General features: G+C 69.9%; 12 protein-coding genes and 1 pseudogene. 7 read left to right on the top strand and 6 right to left on the bottom strand.

The genetic code is table 11. From position 1 onward, the window contains the following. Nucleotides 1-38 precede the first annotated feature (38 nt). Nucleotides 39-1,049, top strand: coding sequence for an aldo/keto reductase family protein (locus ABD285_RS02850; protein WP_284255651.1), 1,011 nt, complete (start codon nt 39-41; stop codon nt 1,047-1,049). 24 nt (nt 1,050-1,073) lie between these two features. On the opposite strand, the gene ABD285_RS02845 is transcribed toward ABD285_RS02850, so the two are convergent. From ABD285_RS02845 to ABD285_RS02835, 3 genes are all read right to left on the bottom strand, one after another. Next, nucleotides 1,074-1,874: a carbon-nitrogen hydrolase family protein gene (locus ABD285_RS02845; protein WP_344200114.1), complete on the bottom strand. Its 801-nt coding sequence runs from the start codon at nt 1,872-1,874 to the stop codon at nt 1,074-1,076. After that, the gene (locus ABD285_RS02840; RefSeq protein ID WP_284253786.1) at nt 1,871-3,403 is read right to left on the bottom strand and encodes an APC family permease; all 1,533 of its coding nucleotides are present in this window, start codon (nt 3,401-3,403) and stop codon (nt 1,871-1,873) included. The genes ABD285_RS02845 and ABD285_RS02840 overlap by 4 nt, the downstream gene beginning before the upstream one ends. A gap of 104 nt (nt 3,404-3,507) precedes the next feature. Continuing rightward, nucleotides 3,508-4,692 carry an ROK family protein gene (locus ABD285_RS02835; RefSeq protein WP_344200111.1) on the bottom strand — a complete coding sequence of 395 codons (1,185 nt, stop codon included), beginning with the start codon at nt 4,690-4,692 and terminating at the stop codon, nt 3,508-3,510. A gap of 162 nt (nt 4,693-4,854) precedes the next feature. Between ABD285_RS02835 and ABD285_RS02830 the strand changes: the two genes are divergently transcribed. From ABD285_RS02830 to ABD285_RS02805, 6 genes and pseudogenes are all read left to right on the top strand, one after another. Beyond that, complete coding sequence (locus ABD285_RS02830; protein WP_344200108.1) at nt 4,855-5,973, top strand: Gfo/Idh/MocA family protein; 1,119 nt, start codon at nt 4,855-4,857, stop codon at nt 5,971-5,973. Beyond that, nucleotides 5,970-6,935, top strand: a complete 966-nt coding sequence (locus ABD285_RS02825) for a sugar phosphate isomerase/epimerase family protein (RefSeq protein WP_284253781.1) — start codon at nt 5,970-5,972, stop codon at nt 6,933-6,935. The genes ABD285_RS02830 and ABD285_RS02825 overlap by 4 nt, the downstream gene beginning before the upstream one ends. A 65-nt stretch (nt 6,936-7,000) precedes the next feature. Then, on the top strand, nt 7,001-8,134 hold the full coding sequence (locus tag ABD285_RS02820) for an ABC transporter substrate-binding protein (RefSeq protein WP_344200105.1): 1,134 nt from the start codon (nt 7,001-7,003) through the stop codon (nt 8,132-8,134). Then, complete coding sequence (locus ABD285_RS02815) at nt 8,134-9,030, top strand: ABC transporter permease (protein ID WP_344200102.1); 897 nt, start codon at nt 8,134-8,136, stop codon at nt 9,028-9,030. Before ABD285_RS02820 ends, ABD285_RS02815 begins: the two co-directional genes overlap by 1 nt. Next, the gene (locus tag ABD285_RS02810; protein WP_344200099.1) at nt 9,027-9,833 is read left to right on the top strand and encodes an ABC transporter permease; all 807 of its coding nucleotides are present in this window, start codon (nt 9,027-9,029) and stop codon (nt 9,831-9,833) included. Before ABD285_RS02815 ends, ABD285_RS02810 begins: the two co-directional genes overlap by 4 nt. A gap of 104 nt (nt 9,834-9,937) precedes the next feature. Next, nucleotides 9,938-10,903, top strand: a pseudogene (locus ABD285_RS02805) (ABC transporter ATP-binding protein); the annotation flags it as partial. Nucleotides 10,904-10,906: 3 nt separating this feature from the next. Here ABD285_RS02805 and ABD285_RS02800 read toward each other — a convergent pair. Genes ABD285_RS02800 through ABD285_RS02790 form a run of 3 tightly spaced genes read right to left on the bottom strand, consistent with a single transcriptional unit; the run spans nt 10,907 to nt 15,416 of the window. Continuing rightward, complete coding sequence (locus ABD285_RS02800) at nt 10,907-12,484, bottom strand: GMC family oxidoreductase (RefSeq protein WP_344200096.1); 1,578 nt, start codon at nt 12,482-12,484, stop codon at nt 10,907-10,909. Then, nucleotides 12,481-13,989, bottom strand: a complete 1,509-nt coding sequence (locus tag ABD285_RS02795) for an aldehyde dehydrogenase family protein (RefSeq protein ID WP_344200093.1) — start codon at nt 13,987-13,989, stop codon at nt 12,481-12,483. The genes ABD285_RS02800 and ABD285_RS02795 overlap by 4 nt, the downstream gene beginning before the upstream one ends. Further along, a complete protein-coding gene (locus ABD285_RS02790) occupies nt 13,986-15,416 on the bottom strand; it encodes a purine-cytosine permease family protein (RefSeq protein ID WP_284253771.1) in 1,431 nt (476 codons plus the stop codon). The genes ABD285_RS02795 and ABD285_RS02790 overlap by 4 nt, the downstream gene beginning before the upstream one ends. Nucleotides 15,417-15,556: the final 140 nt, after the last annotated feature.

Here is a 15,556-nt window from a genome sequence, read left to right as displayed (position 1 = left end):
TGCGGCCCCGCCTCATCCCCATCGCGAAAGGCATCACCATGCACTACCGCCACCTCGGCGCGTCCGGCGTAAAGGTCTCGGAGATCATCTACGGCAACTGGCTGACCCACGGCTCGCAGATCGAGAACGAGACAGCGACGGCCTGCGTGCATGCGGCGCTCGACGCCGGCATCAGCAGCTTCGACACGGCCGACGTCTACGCCAACACGGCTGCCGAGACGGTGCTGGGCGAGGCCCTCAAGGGCCAGCGACGGGAGTCGCTGGAGATCCTCACCAAGGTGTTCGGGCCGATCGGGCCCAAAGGCCACAACGACACGGGCCTCTCGCGCAAGCACATCCGCGAGGGCATCGACGGGTCGCTGCGCCGCCTGCAGACCGACTACGTCGACCTCTATCAGGCCCACCGCTACGACTACGCGACTCCGCTCGAGGAGACGATGCTCGCGTTCGCCGACGTCGTGCGCGCCGGCAAGGTGCTCTACGTCGGCGTGAGCGAGTGGACCGCGGCGCAGATCGCCGACGCGGCGAGGCTTGCGAAGGAGCTGCACGTGCCGCTGGTCTCGAACCAGCCGCAGTACTCGGCGCTGTGGCGGGTCATCGAGGCGGAGGTCGTGCCGGCGTCGAAGGAGGCCGGGATCTCGCAGATCGTCTGGTCGCCCATCGCGCAGGGCGTGCTCACCGGCAAGTACAAGCCGGGCGCCGGTGTGCCCGAGGGCAGCCGTGCCGCCGACGACAAGGGCGGCGCCAACATGATCAAGCGCTGGATGCGCGACGACGTGCTCGAGCGCGTGCAGCAGTTGCTGCCGATCGCCGCGGATGCCGGGCTCACGCCGGCGCAGCTCGCCGTCGCGTGGGTGCTGCAGAACGACAACGTGGCCGGCGCGATCATCGGCGCCTCGCGTCCGGAGCAGGTCACCGAGGCCGCCGCGGCGGCAGGAGTCACGCTCGAGCCCTCCGTGCTGGCGCAGATCGACGAGGTGCTGGGCGACGTGGTCGAGCGTGACCCCGCTCGCACGCACGAGTCGTCGCCGAAGCAGCGCGAGGCCTAGCCGGGATCGCGCGCAGCGGTCGTCTCACCGGCCGTGCGCCCAGAGGGCGCCGGCCTCCCGCTGCGCGCGATCGATCCCCTCCTGCAGGTCGACGCTCACCACCAGCGTCTCGGGCGCCGGGGGCCGCGCGTCGTCGCCGAGCCGCGGCAGTTCCGCGAGGATCGACCCGTCCGGCGCGATCACCCGGCTCGCGCCGAGCAGGTCGCCGCCGCGCTGGTTCGCCATGATCCACCACTGCCCGTTGGCGAGGGCGTTGGCCGGGTACAGCAGGTCCCACCACGACTCGGCGCCGACCTCGTACGCGCAGGGCGAGACGACGATCCGCGCGCCGCGGTCGTGCAGCGTGCGGGCGAAATCCGGATGGTCGCCGTCGAAGCAGGTGCTGAGGCCCACCGTGCCGAGGCCGTCGATCTCGAGCACCGTGGGGCCGTCACCGGCGGCGAACACCGTGTCCTCGCCGAGCGGGAAGTAGAGGTGCGTCTTGCGGTGCGTCGCCCGGAGGGCGCCGTCGGGGCCGTAGACGAGGGCGGTGTTGTAAAGACGGTTGCCGTCGAGCTCGGGCACGGTGCCCGCGAACAGCCAGACCTCGTGCGCGAGCGCGGCCGCCGCGAGCGCCCGGCCGCGCGGCCCATCGAGCGGCTCGGCGGCATCCCGGGCATCGCGCGCCAGGGTCGCCGGGTCGTAGCCGCACGGCCACAGCTCGGGCAGGACGATGAGGTCGCACCCACGCCGGGCGAGCTCGTCGACGAGCGTCAGGGCGTCGCGCAGGTTGCGGTCCGGTTCGCCGACCGCGGCGAGCCACTGCGCGATGCCGATCGTCGTCATTCGGCGCGGTTCTGCGCTGTCTGTGCGTGCGGAGTCGTCTCCGCCGCGGCGACCCGCCGCCGCACGCCGCCGGCCGCCGCGTAGCCGATGAGCCCGATGATCACGACGACCGCGATGGTGCCGACCGTGAAGAGCTCGTAGTTCAGCTGGGAGACGCCCCACTCGTCCTCGAACGAGTAGGTGAACCCGAGCAGGTGCTCGATCACGCCCGGGAAGACGGCGCCGATGCTGCCCACGAGCACGAAGAACAGCTGGATGCTGGCGAGCACGATGAACCCTGCCGTACCGCCCGGCACGCGATACGGCCGCGGCACGTCGGGCCGGGTCACCTTCAGCCGGATCAGCGCCGGCACGATGATGAGGTAGCTCAGCAGCAGCGTCGACACGGCGCAGGTCAGCACGACCTGGAAGATGTTGCCGGCCGTGCCCTTCACGAGCGTCATCGCGGCGACGAAGAAGATCGTCGAGATCACGCCGGAGAGGATGTTCATGCGCACCGGGGTGCCGAGGCGCTCGCTGAACTTGCCGAAGAATCCGTTGAAGAAGGTGCCGTCGGCCGAGGCGACCGCCTGGATGCGGTCGGTCGCGACCATCCATCCGGCGCCCTGCGCGAGCAGGCCGATCGTGAAGAAGATCGCGAGGATCGCCACCAGCGGCCCCGCCGCCGGCCCGAAGATGTCGAACGCCGACTTGATCGTCGGCAGCACGCCCGCGTTCTCGAGCTGCTTCGTCGGCGTCATGAGCACGATCGCGAGGATCGGCAGCACGTAGGCGAGCCCCGTGATGACGCCACCGCGCGCGATCGCGATCGGGGTGTCGCGCTGCGCGTCGAGCATCTCGCCGGATGCCGCGCTCGGCGCCTCGAAACCGGTGACCGCGAACAGGGCGATCGGCACGATCGCGAGGAACCCGGCGGCCGTCGGCATGAAGTCTCCGGCGTCGATGCGGGCGACGCCGTGCGAGATGACGTAGATGACCGCCGTCACGACGAGCACCAGGAGCACGATGAGCTTGAGCGCCGCACCGATGTTGAGCAGCACCTTGCCGCGGCGCAGGCTGACGACCGCGACGAAGATCGCGACCCAGATGAACAGGAACTTGAAGAGGTAGTCGCCCCAGCTGCCGTCCGCGATCGGGAAGACGAAGCCCGACCACGCCTCCTCGGTGATGAAGGCGAGCGAGCCGCCCAGCCAGATCGGGTTGGTGACCCAGTACAGGATGCTCGAGATGCCGGCCCAGCGTCCGCCGAACGCGCGCTTGACCCAGGTGTACGGCCCGCCCTCCTGCGGGAACGCCGCGGCCGACTCGGCGAAGATCATCGCGTTCGGGATCATGAAGACGACCGCGAGGATCGTCGTCCAGATCAGCCCCTGCGGGCCGCCCTGACCGAGCGCGGTGATCGCGTCGACGCTGATGACGACGGCGACGATGAAGAAGACGATGTCGGCCCGTCGCAGCGACTTGAAGAGCCGGATCGCGCTCACGGCGGGGACGGCCTCATCGGCCGTCGCGGTGTCCTGGGGAATCATCGTCGATCTCCTCGCTCGGGTGTCCGTTGCGAGCATCCTGGCGTGCGAGCACCCCATCTGGCCAGCAGGCAGAGCAGAAGCGCTGCATCGGCGCAACTGATGCGCTACCCCGTGGACGCATCCGCATACAGCTCGCCCGGCCCCAGGATGCCGTCGGGCCTGATGGCTCCGACCCGGGACGGGACGAACAGATCTTCGCTGAGGGACTCGACGCACATGCGCAGGCAACCGGTCAGCACGCTGCGCTCACCGAACTGCGACCCCCGCAGCTTCGACCAGATCGGGCGGTCGTTGCCCTCGAGGGCCGTCTCCAATGCAGGAAGCAGCAGATCCTGGATCGTGCCGAGGGTGCCCCCCAGGATGATCTCCTCCGGCGCGATCAGCCACGCGATCGCCGTGATCGCGGGCACCAGAGCTTCGGCGACCTTCCGGATCTCCGCGAGCGCTTCGGTCTCGCCCGCGCGGGCCGCGTCGACGATCGCCTGGGCGGTCGCGTGGGCGGGGGCGTCCTCATCGTCGAGGCCGTCCAGCGCCGGGCTCGACAGGGCGTGCAGCCCCAGCTGGGGGGCCCAGGTGATCTCGCCCGCGCCGCCGTCGCGGCCCCGGTAGAGCTCGTTCTGCACGACGAGCCCGATGCCGATGCGCGCCTCGTCGGCGAAGACATAGACGAAATCCCGCACTTCGCCGTCGCGCGACCACTTCTCACCGAGCGCGGCCAACTTGGCGTCGTTCTCGACGCGGACGGGGCAGTCGAAGAGCTGGCCGACGGCGTCGGAGAGTGAGAAGCCGGTCCAGTCAGGCATGGTCATGGGCAGATCGATGGTGCCGTCGTCTTGCACGATGCCGGGTGTCGAGACGGTGACCGCGACGACGCTCGAGCGCTCAACGCCCGCCGCGCCCAGGAGGCCGGCGACGCACCGGTCGAGCAACGCGAGGCGCTCATGCCGCGAGGTGGCGATGGGCAGGGTCATTCGGCGCTCGCCCAGCACCTCGGCGGCGAGATCGGCGACCGTCGCCTGGATCTGTCCCGCCTCGAGCTGCAGTGCGACGAGGTGGGCGGCGCCGTAGCGGAAGCCGAAGCTGCGGGCCGGCCGGCCGACCGTGCGCACCGGCGTCGAGTTGATCTCGGTCACCCAGCCGCTGGCGATGAGGTCATCCAGGATGAGCTCGAGCGTGCGGCGGGAGAGCCCCGATTCGCGCTGGAGGGCCGCCATCTTCATCGGGCCTGTCCGGAACAAGATCGCCAGCGTCTGCGCGGCGTTCTGCTGTCGCATCGCGACGTGATCCATCGTCATCCTCCAGACCCGATCATCGTAGGCGACCCGATAACGATTCTGCTATCGCCGCGCAAAATGTTTTGCTATCACCGCGCATAATTGCTAGCGTTCCCGATCAACGCCCGGAGCTGCTTCGCTCACGGGTCGAGACGGCTTCGAAGGAGAAGAGGGAACGTGGCATCGGGCAGCGGTTCGGTCGGCGTGGGAATCGTCGGCTGCGGGAACATCTCCGGCGCGTACTTCCGGGGACTCGACCGCTTCGACGGCCTACACATCGTGGGTTGTACCGATCTGGATCGTGGGCTCGCGACCGCCGCCGGCAAGCGCTACAGCGTGCCCGTCTTCGATTCGTCCGAGGCGCTCGCCGCGGACCCCGACGTGCAGATCCTCATCAACCTCACGCCGCCCCTCGCTCACGAGACGGTGACAAGGGCGCTCATCGCCTCGGACAAGAGCGTCTTCACCGAGAAGCCGCTGACCGCGTCGTTCGCGAGCGCCGCGACGCTCGTCGATGAGGCGCGCGAGCGGGGCGTGCTCTTCGGCTCCGCGCCCGATACGTTCCTCGGGGCAGCGGGCCAGACGGCGCGCGCCGCCGTGGACGACGGTCTCATCGGCGACGTGATCGGCGCCACGGCGTTCGTGACCCACAGCCGGGCCGAGCTCTGGCATCCGGACCCGACGTTCCTCTTCATCCGCGGCGGCGGCCCCGCGCTCGACATGGGCCCGTACTACGTGTCGGCTCTCGTGAACCTGCTCGGCCCGGTCGCCTCCCTCTACGCCGCGGTGCGGATCGGCAGCACGGTGCGGCCGGTCAGCACACCGGGCCGCCGGATCGAGTCGGTCGACGTCGCCATCCCGACCCATAGCGGCGCCGTGCTGACCTTCGCCTCCGGTGCGATCGCGACCGTGCAGATGAGCTTCGACGTGTGGGAGCACCGACTGCCCTTCATCGAGCTGTACGGATCGAAGGGCACCCTGAGCGTGCCGGACCCGAACGATTACGACGGGGCGGTGAGCGTCCGCCTGAACGGCGAGAGCGAGTGGCGCGAACTGCCGCCCGTCATCCGGGGATTCACTGCGAGCGTCGACACCGACCAGCTCCCGCTGCGCGGGCCGGGCGTCGCCGACCTCGCTCACGCCCTCGCGGGCGAGCCGCTGCGCGTCGGCGCCGACTTCGCGCTGCATGTGATCGAGGTGCTCGACCACATCGCGAACGGGACGCGCGACGGGGCCGTCGCCCTGACCACGACCACCGATCGCCCCGCGCCGGCGAAGGAGACCTGGACTGCATGACCGTGACCGACACCGCCACCACGACCCGCGCCTTCGGCGTCGACCTCATCACGTTCTTCGACCCCGGCTTCTGGGGCCTCGGCGAGCGCGGCGACCTGCAGGAATTCGCGCGCCGCGAGCCGCGGCGCGTGTGGGACACGATGCTCGGCGCCCTGCTGGAGGCGGGGGTCTCGGAGCTCGAGATGACGTTCCCGCCCGCGGACCGACTGACGGCGCTCGCCGCCTATGGCTCGGCCGAGGCCTTCGTCGCCGAACTGCAGCGTCGCGAGCTGCACGTGGTCAGCGGCTATTTCGGCGACATCGAGCACGCCGCCGATGTGACCGATCCGGCCACGCGTGCCGCGATCCTCGAGGCCGCGGAGGCCGAGTCGGCGTTCCTCGCGTCGATCGGGGCGTCGTTCCTCGTCGCAGGACTGCCGATGCGACGCAACAACGAGCGCGGCGACGGGCTCGCCCCCGTCGACCTGGCGACAGCGGCGCCCATCGCCGACATCGCGAACGAGGTCGGCGCGGTCGCGCAGCGGCACGGCATCACCCTCGCCCTGCACCCGGAGAGCCACTCGGTGTTCTGGACCCCTCGCGACGTTGACCTGTTCCTGCTGCTGACCGACCCGTTCCTCGTCGCGTTCTGCCCCGACACCGGCCACATCGTGCTCGGCGGCGGCGACCCGGTGCAGCTCGTCTCGCGGCATCGCGAGCGTGTGGTCATGGCGCACTGGAAGGACGCGACCGGACCCTTCCGTGAGCACGTGCTCGTCGACGACCAGGTCTTCGGGCGGCACAAGCCGTACTTCCGGCCGGCAGGGGAGGGCGTGGTCGACTGGCGCGCCTTCGCCGCGACGCTCGCCGGCATCGGGTACGAGGGCGGCATCCTCCTCGAGCTCGACACCGCCTCCGACCCCGTCGCGCAGCTCGTCGCCGCGCGCGAGTATCTCGAGCACGCCACGCAGGGCCTGCTCTGACAGACCACCCACCAGGAGTGGATCCCACCCCACATCGCACCACGTACGGACAAAGGAGAACCGAAGTGACATTCTCGCGGAGCTTCACCGGGCAACGACGCCGTTCCCTCGCACGTCGCCTCGCGGTGGCGACCGCGACGGTCGCCACCGCCGCGCTCGCACTCACCGGCTGCTCGCTCTCGCCCAGCGGCGGCGGCAGCGACGACAGCAAGACCCTCACGGTCGCCATCTGGAAGGGCTACGGAGCAGACCTGCCGTTCGTCGCCAAGGACTTCAAGAAGGAGACCGGTGCCACCCTCAAGTTCCAGTACATCGACTCCGAGGCGAACCAGCTCCAACTGGTGAAGAAGGCGAACGGCGGCATCGACGTCGCGCTGCCGAACATCCAGTACATCGGGCCCGGGATCGCCGAGGGCGACTTCCACGCGCTCGACACGTCGAAGCTGACCAACTACAAGGACATCTTCCCGGCATTCTCCGGTCGCAAGGAGATCCGGCAGGGTGGCAAGCTCTACGGCATCCCGTGGACCTACGGCAGCACCGGCTTGTTCTACGACAAGACGAAGGTGACCTCCGGCCAGGACTCGCTCGACGTCTTGTGGGACCCCGAGTACAAGGGGGAGATCGCGCTGATCGACGACCCGACCGTTCTGATCCCGATCACGGCGATGTACCTCGGTGAGGACCCGCAGAAGCCCGACATGACCAAGGTCGCGCCGGCCCTGCAGGCCCTGAAGGACAACTCGAAGGTGCTGTACTCCAGCACCGACGATCTCGCCAAGGCCATCTCGTCCGGCTCCGTCGTCGCGGGCGTCGGCAACTCGGATGCCATCGGCGGGCTCATCACCGGCGGCGTGACGGGTGCGCAGAACTTCACGTACGTGATCGCCAAGCAGGGCGCCGTGGGCTGGATCGACAACTGGGCCATCGCGGCCAAGACGAAGAAGCTCGACTTGGCATACAAGTGGCTCAACTACATGACCAGCAGCGCCTTCCTGAAGACGTGGGCCGAGAACCCGGCAGACGCCTCGCCTGCGCCCGCCAACAAGGCCGTCGTCGATTCGCTCAATCCGGAGACCGTCGAACGGCTGCAGGCCAACCCCGACAAGGTCAGCAGCTACTCCTTGCAACTTCCCGAGCCGGCCGACGTGCTGCAGTCGTGGATCGACGCCTGGACGAAGGTCAAGGCCGGCTCCTGATGTCCGACACCATCGCCCTCCAGACCCGTCGCCCTTCGGCGCGGCGGGTCCGGGGGGCTCTGGGCACCGGAGCGCTGCTCACCCCGGGCGGGATCCTGCTGATCCTGTTCGCCGTGCTCCCGCTCGGGGCGCTGCTCGTCGTCGGCTTCACGACCGATGCCGGTGCCTTCACGCTCGACAACTTCGCAGAGATGCTCGGCACGCCGACCTATCTGATGCTGCTCGGCCGCACCCTGCTCATCGCGTTCGCCGTGACGGTGATCGCGATCGCACTCGGCTGGCCGGCCGCCTGGGCCCTCGCCCGGTACACGCGCCCCACGACGAAGCCGCTCATCCTCGGGTTCGTCATCATCCCCTACATCACGTCGCAGCTGCTGCTGATCTACGGCTTCGTCACCCTCATCCAGGCCGGCGGACCGATCATGTCGCTGCTGTCGGCGATCGGCTTGACCAGCCCGCAGAGCTCGATCATGTACACCCCGCTCGCGGCGATCCTCGTGATGGTGCAGGAGAGCCTGCCGACCGCGATCCTCGTCATGTACTCGGCGTCCGAGCAGATCGATCGCTCGGTGCTCGAGGCCTCGCGCACCCTCGGGGCCGGGAAGGGCTTCGTCTTCACCCGAGTCATCTGGCCGTTGTCGTCGGCGATGATCGGCGTCAACTTCGCGATCACCTTCGTGCAGACCGTCGGTGCGTTCGCCGAACCCGCGATCCTCGGCGGCCCGAGCGGTCAGATGCTCGGCAACGTCATCTCCTCCCAGCTCTCGACCGGCGTGCACCAGCAGTTCTCCGTCGCGATCTCGCTGGTGCTGCTGGTCGCAAGCCTCGCCATCGTCGGCATCGTGACGGGACTGCTCGGCTGGTCGCGTCGCGCGATCTCGGGGGTGGCCAGGTGAAGCCCGTGCTGCCCCGGCTGCTGAAGGTCTGGCTCGTGATCATGCTCGTCGTGCTGGCGCTGCCGCTGCTCAGCATGATCGCGCTCGGCCTCAACCACTCGCGTTACGGCACGTTCCCGTTCCAGTTCTCGCTCGAGTGGTACGCGGCGCTCGGCAACGACCAGGCGCTCGTCGATGCGCTCGCCACGAGCCTCAACCTCGCGACCCAGGCGACGATCTTCGCGGTCATCGTCGGCACGCTCCTCTCGATCGGGATGGTGCGATCCGGTCGGTTCGTGAACCTGCCGGTCAACGGTCTGCTGCTCTCTCTCCTCACGGTGCCCGCGCTGATCCTGGCCGCCGGGTTCGTGATCGTCTTCGGCTGGTTCGGCCTCGGCTCCGGATCCGTCGGGCTCATCGTCGCGTCGGTCGTGACCTCGATGCCGTTCGTCGTGCTCATCGTGAGCGGCCGGCTGCGCGAGCTGCAGGGGTCCTATGCCGAGGCGGCGCGATCGCTCGGCGCGGGGCCGCTGCGGGTGTTCTTCACGATCACCGTGCCGCTCATCGCGCCGTCGATCGTGGCGGGGGCGATGCTCGCGTTCGTCATCACCTTCAACAACTTCGCGATCCAGCTCTTCCTCGCGCCGATCGGCATCTCGACCCTGCCCGTGCAGATCTACTCGATGGTGCGGCTCGGCGTCACGCCCGACGTCGACGCGCTCGCGACGATCATCATCCTCGCGACGATCGTGCTGGTCGTCGTCATCAACTGGATCACCGGCAACGCCGCCAAGATCTTCACCGCCACGAACAGGGGTCGCTGATGTCCGAACTCACCGTCACCCAGGTCGCGAAGACCTTCAACGGAGCGGCCGCCCTGCTGCCGCTCGACCTGAGCGTCGCCGACGGCACGTTCTGCATCATGCTGGGGTCGTCGGGGTCCGGGAAGTCGACGCTGCTGCGCATCATCGCCGGGCTCGAGGAGCCCGACACGGGCAGCATCCGGATCGGCGCCCGCGACGTCTCGAAGCTGCCGGTCGAGAAGCGCAACATCGGGTTCGTCTTTCAGAACTACGCCCTGTTCCCGCACCTCAGCGTGCTGTCGAACGTCATGTACGGGCTGCGCGCCCGGCGCGCGCCGCGCGCCGGCGCGAAACGCAAGGCCGAGGAGATGCTGGGCCTCGTCGGTCTGGCCGGCTTCGAGACCCGATCGCCCGCGCAACTCTCCGGCGGCCAGCAGCAGCGCGTCGCGCTCGCCCGCGCGCTCGTCACAAGCCCCGAGCTGCTGCTGCTCGACGAGCCGCTGAGCGCCCTGGACCGCAAGATCCGGGGCGAGATGCAGCGCGAACTCAAGCGGATCCACCGCGAGACGGGCCTCACGACGGTCATGGTCACCCATGACCAGGAGGAGGCCATGGACCTCGGCGATCAGGTCATGATGCTCGACCGCGGCGCCGTGCAGCAGGACGACAGCCCCGAGGCCATGTACCGGGAGCCGGGCAACCGGTTCGTCGCGCAGTTCCTCGGCGGGCAGCTGCTCGGCAGGGGCGTCGTCCGCGCATCCGGCGGTGCCCCGCGCGTCGAGGTCGGATCGCTCTCGGTGCGCGCGGCGCAGGACGACCTCGCCGACGGCGCGGCTGTCGACGTGCTCGTCATGGCCGAGAGCGTGCGGATCGTGGGCGATGGGTCGGCCGACGCCTTCCCCGGTACGCTCGCGTCGCTGAGCTTCTTCGGCCCGTTCGCCCGCGCCGAGATCACGGCGGGCGAGCTCACCGTGCCGGTGACGATGCTCTCGCAGGAGGCCGAGGCCCTGCGGGTCGGCGACGGCGTGCGCTTCACGATCGCGCCCGAGGGACTGCACGCCTTCGCGTCTGACCTCGAGCGGATCGAGTAGCGGCTACTCGGCCCGCCCGGCGGCGTCGGCGCGGATGAGGTCGGCGGCGCGCTCGCCGACCATGAGCACCGTGATGACCGGGTTCACCGAGGGCACGGTCGGGAAGACGGAGGCGTCGGCGATCCGCAGACCTTCGACGCCGCGCACCCGGAGCCGGCGATCGACGACGGCGAGCTCGTCGTCGTCCGCGCCGATCCGGCAGGTGCCGCTCACGTGGTACACGGTCTGGTGGATCGCGCGCTCGACCGCGCTCAGCTCCTCATCGGACTGCACGTCGGCGCCGGGGAACACCTCGCGCACGATGCGGCTGCGGAACGGCTCGGCCTCGCCGATCGCCCGCGCGGCGCGCACGCCGGCGAGCAGCATCCGCTCGTCGTGGCCCTCCGGGTCGGTGAAATAGCGGTAGTCGATGAGGGGGGCGGCATCCGGATCGGGGGAGGCGATCCAGACCCGGCCGCGGCTCGACGGCTTCGCGACGTTCGGGGCGATCGCGACGATGTGCTCCGGGAAGACGATGCCGTGGTTCTTCGGGTGCTCCACCCACGCCTCGACGGGGAAGTGCATCATGACGTCGGGTCGCTCGGGGCGGCCGGCATCGACCTGCAGCATGGCGCCCGCGTCCCAGCCGCTCGCGCTGATGTCCGGCGGATCCTCGACGGTCTCCCACACGACCAGGCCCTCGGCGTGGTCCTGCAGGTTCTCGCCGACGCCGGGAAGCTCGACCGCGACCGGCACCCCCGCCGCCTCGAGTACGGCGCGCGGCCCGATCCCCGACAGCAGCAGCAGCCGGGGCGTGTCGATCGCCCCCGCGGCCACGACGATCTCCCGCCGGGCGCGCGCCACATGCACGACGCCCTCGGCATCCCGGTACTCGGCACCGATCGCGCGGCCGCCCTCCAGCAGCAACCGGGTCACCCGGGCGCCGGTCACGAGCGTCAGGTTCTCCCGCGCATCGAGGATCGGATGCAGGTACCAGATCGACGTCGAGCCGCGCACGTTGGTCGCGGGGTCGTAGCCGAGCTCGAAGAATCCGGTGCCGTGCGCGTCGACGTCGGTGCGCCCGTCGTTCCAGCGCTCCTGCACCGGCAGCCCGAGCGCCGTCGACGCGGCCTGCACGATGTCGGCGAGCACCGGGTTGCGGTCGGCCGTGGCCACCGGATGGATCGGGATGGCGAGCCGGTCGAAGTACGGCTGGAACGTGTCGGCGTCCCACCCCGCGGCACCGAGCTCCGCCCACTCGTCGAGGTCGGCGCGCAGCGGGCGCCAGGAGATCATCGTGTTGGTGGTCGAGCAGCCGCCGAGCAGCCGGGCGCGGGTCTGCCGGATGCCGGAGTTGCCTCGCGTCTGCGGCACGCTGCGGTAGTCGAGGTCGTACTCGCTCTCGACCATCTCGGCCCAGCGCCGCAGGTACCGCGCGCGGTCCTCGCCGCGGTCGTCCGGACCCCACTCGAGGACCCCGACGCTCACGCCGGGATCCTCGGTGAGGCGGGCGGCCACCACTCCGCCCGCGGTGCCGCCCCCGATCACGAGGTAGTCGACCTCGAGGTCGACCCGCTCCGGGTCGGAGGCGCCGGTGGTCATCGGTAATCGATCCACGTGGTCTTCAGGCCGGTGTACTGGTCGAGCGCGTGCGCCGACAGGTCGCGCCCGAAGCCCGACTGCCCGAACCCGCCGAACGGCACGGCGACGTCGATCGCGTCGACCCGGTTGACCGAGACCGTGCCGGCGCGCAGACGCGGCGCCACCCGGTGCACGCGCGCGAGGCTGTCCGACCAGAGCGAGGCGGCGAGACCGTAGCGGGAGCCGTTGGCGATCCGGATCGCCTCCTCCTCGGTGTCGAAGGGCGTGACGGCGAGCACCGGGCCGAAGATCTCCTCCTGGGCGATCACGGCATCCGGGGCCACGTCGCCGAACACGGTCGGCGGCACGTAGGCCGCCGTGGGCGAGCCGGCCACCTCGGAGCCGCCGGCGAGCAGCGTGCCCTCGCCGCGTCCGGTCTCGATGAAGCCGCGCACCCGCTCGGCCTGCTTCACGCTGACGAGCGGGCCCATCGCGGTCGCCGGGTCGAGCGGATCACCCGGCCGAATGCCGCGGACGCGGTCGAGCACCCGCTCGAGCAGCGCGTCCTGGACGGCGCGCTGCACCAGCAGGCGCGAGTTCGCGGAGCACACCTGCCCCTGGTTGGTGAAGATGCCGGCGATGACGCCGTCGGCGACGCGGTCGAGGTCGGCGGCGTCGGCGAACACGACGTTCGCGCTCTTGCCGCCGCACTCCAGCCACACCGGCTTGAGCGTCGACTCGCCCGCGTAGGTCATGAACAGCCGGCCGACCGCGGTCGAGCCCGTGAAGGTGATCGCATCGACGTCGGGATGCCGGCCCAGCGCCCGGCCGACCACCGGCCCGGGGCCCGGCACGACGTTGAGCACGCCGTCGGGCAGGCCGGCCTGAATCGCGAGCTCGGCGAGGCGGAGCGCGGTGAGCGGTGAGTCCTCGGCCGGCTTGAGCACGACCGAGTTGCCGGTCACGAGGGCCGGCGCGAGCTTCCAGATCGCCGTCTCGAGCGGGTAGTTCCACGGCACGATCGCGCCGACGACGCCGAGCGGCTCGCGGGTCACCAGGGCGAGGTCGCCCTCGCCGGTCGGCGGGATCTCGCCGGGGATCTTGTCGATGATCTCCGCGTACCACTTCAGGATCGCCGCGGAGCCCGGGATGTCGAAGGCCGACGTGTCGGCGATGAGCTTGCCGGCGTCCAGGGTCTCGAGCACGGCGAGCTCGGCGGCGTTGTCGAGGATCAGCTGCGCCAGCCGCAGCAGCACCTCCTGCCGCTCGCGGGCGGAGCGCCGCGACCACCGGCCGTCGTCGAACGCCCGGCGGGCCGCCGCGACGGCGAGGTCGGCATCCGCCTCGCCGCCGTCGGCGACCATGGCGAGCGTCGCGCCCGTCGCGGGATCGAGGTCGGCCCGTCGCGCCCCATCGACGGCCGGGGTGAACCGGCCGTCGATGAAGGCGTCGGCCCGAGGGGTGAGGCCCTCGGCGATCGCCGCCCAGTGGCCGCGGTCGAGGGCGGGGGAGGGAGCCGTCGTCACTCGGCTCCCACGGAGGTGATGTCGCCGGCCGCCATCTCGTGCGTCGGCACGAGCTGCCGGCGCGAGGTCCGCATGAGCACGTAGTACAGCGGGCAGACGATGACGAGGCCGACGATCCACGAGATGTCGACGCCGCCGAGCGCCTTCGCCACCGGCCCCTCGAAGAAGGGCGTGTTGACGAACGGCAGCTGGACGACGATGCCGACGAAGTAGCAGATCACCGCGTTGCGGTTGATGCGCCCGTAGATGCCGCCGTCCGGCCGGAACAGCGACGTGATGTCGTAGTTGCCGTGCCGCACGACGTAGTAGTCGACGAGGTTCACGGCGGTCCACGGGATCAGGACGATGAGCAGCAGCAGCAGCAGCGAGGTCAGGTTCGTCAGGAAGTCGGCCGAGGCGGCGAACCCGATCAACAGCGCGATGACGAACAGGATCACGGCGATGATGCTGCGCGTCCACGCTCGGGGGATCCACTTGGGCACGAGCGTCTGGCCGATGGTGATGATGGCGAGGCTGCCGCAGTACAGGTTCATCGCGTTGGTGATCGCGATGCCGACCCCGAACGCGAGGAGGGCGAGCCAGCTGATCCCCGGCACCAGATGCTGCAGCGCCGTCGACGTGTTCTCGATCTTCGGGAACGCGGCGCCCAGCAGCGCACCGAACGCCATGGTGATGAGCGAGCCGAGCACGCATCCGGCGAAGGTCGCCCAGAAGGCCGGGCGCACGCCGGTGTCCTTCGGCATGTAGCGCGTGTAGTCCGACACGTACGGCGCGTACGCGATCTGCCACAGCGCGGCGAGCGAGACCGTGCCCATGAATCCGGCCGCCGTGAGCGTACCGCTCGAGAAGGCGGCGGCGGGGACCGTGTGCGCGACGATGACGTAGACGAAGCACGCGACGAGTACGAGGCCGGCGACGATGCTCATGCCGGTGCCGAACGCGTGGATGAGGCGGTAGCCGAACACGACGCCGACGACGCTGATGAGGCCGATGATGACGGTCGACCAGAAGGTGCCGAGGTGCAGGAGGCCGTCGAGGGCCTGCCCGCCGAGCACCGCGTTCGAGGCGAAGAACGCGACGTACATGACCACGACGATCACGACGACCAGCAGGCTTCCCCACACGCCGAACTGCGCCCGGGTCTGCAGCATCTGCGGGATGCCCATCTGCGGACCCTGCGCGGCATGCAGCGCCATGACGATGCCGCCGAGGACGTTGCCGATCGCCATGGCGAGGATCGCCGCCCAGATCGGCAGTCCGTACACGACGGTGGAGAGAACGCCCGTCGCGATCGTCAGCATCATGATGTTGCTGCCGAACCAGATCGTGAACAGGTTGCGCGACTTGCCGTGGCGCTCGTTCTCGGGGATGTAATCGATGGTGCGGACTTCGGCGACGGGCGCCGCCGTTCGGGTCTCGGTGCTCATGTGCGCTCCTCAACGCGGGAGACGGCGCCGGTGCCGTCCGGATGCCCTATAGCGTCGTCCTGTCAGCGGCATCAGACAAATAAGGTTGGGCGAATCACTGCATCACTTGGGATGATGCCGAAACACACCGGCGGATGGAG

The sequence above is a fragment of the Pseudolysinimonas kribbensis genome, assembly GCF_039531715.1.
Classification (GTDB): domain Bacteria; phylum Actinomycetota; class Actinomycetes; order Actinomycetales; family Microbacteriaceae; genus Pseudolysinimonas; species Pseudolysinimonas kribbensis.
Note: the sequence above shows the minus strand (reverse complement) of the source record. Positions and strands in the feature narration are given on the sequence as shown.

Coding starts and splice junctions, on each gene's coding strand:
- ABD285_RS02850 (WP_284255651.1), top strand. CDS start 39: ATGCACTACCGCCACCTCGGCGCGTCCGGCGTAAAGGTCTCGGAGATC.
- ABD285_RS02800 (WP_344200096.1), bottom strand. CDS start 12,484: ATGACCACCGGCGCCTCCGACCCGGAGCGGGTCGACCTCGAGGTCGAC.
- ABD285_RS02845 (WP_344200114.1), bottom strand. CDS start 1,874: ATGACGACGATCGGCATCGCGCAGTGGCTCGCCGCGGTCGGCGAACCG.
- ABD285_RS02825 (WP_284253781.1), top strand. CDS start 5,970: ATGACCGTGACCGACACCGCCACCACGACCCGCGCCTTCGGCGTCGAC.
- ABD285_RS02835 (WP_344200111.1), bottom strand. CDS start 4,692: ATGGATCACGTCGCGATGCGACAGCAGAACGCCGCGCAGACGCTGGCG.
- ABD285_RS02790 (WP_284253771.1), bottom strand. CDS start 15,416: ATGAGCACCGAGACCCGAACGGCGGCGCCCGTCGCCGAAGTCCGCACC.
- ABD285_RS02840 (WP_284253786.1), bottom strand. CDS start 3,403: ATGATTCCCCAGGACACCGCGACGGCCGATGAGGCCGTCCCCGCCGTG.
- ABD285_RS02815 (WP_344200102.1), top strand. CDS start 8,134: ATGTCCGACACCATCGCCCTCCAGACCCGTCGCCCTTCGGCGCGGCGG.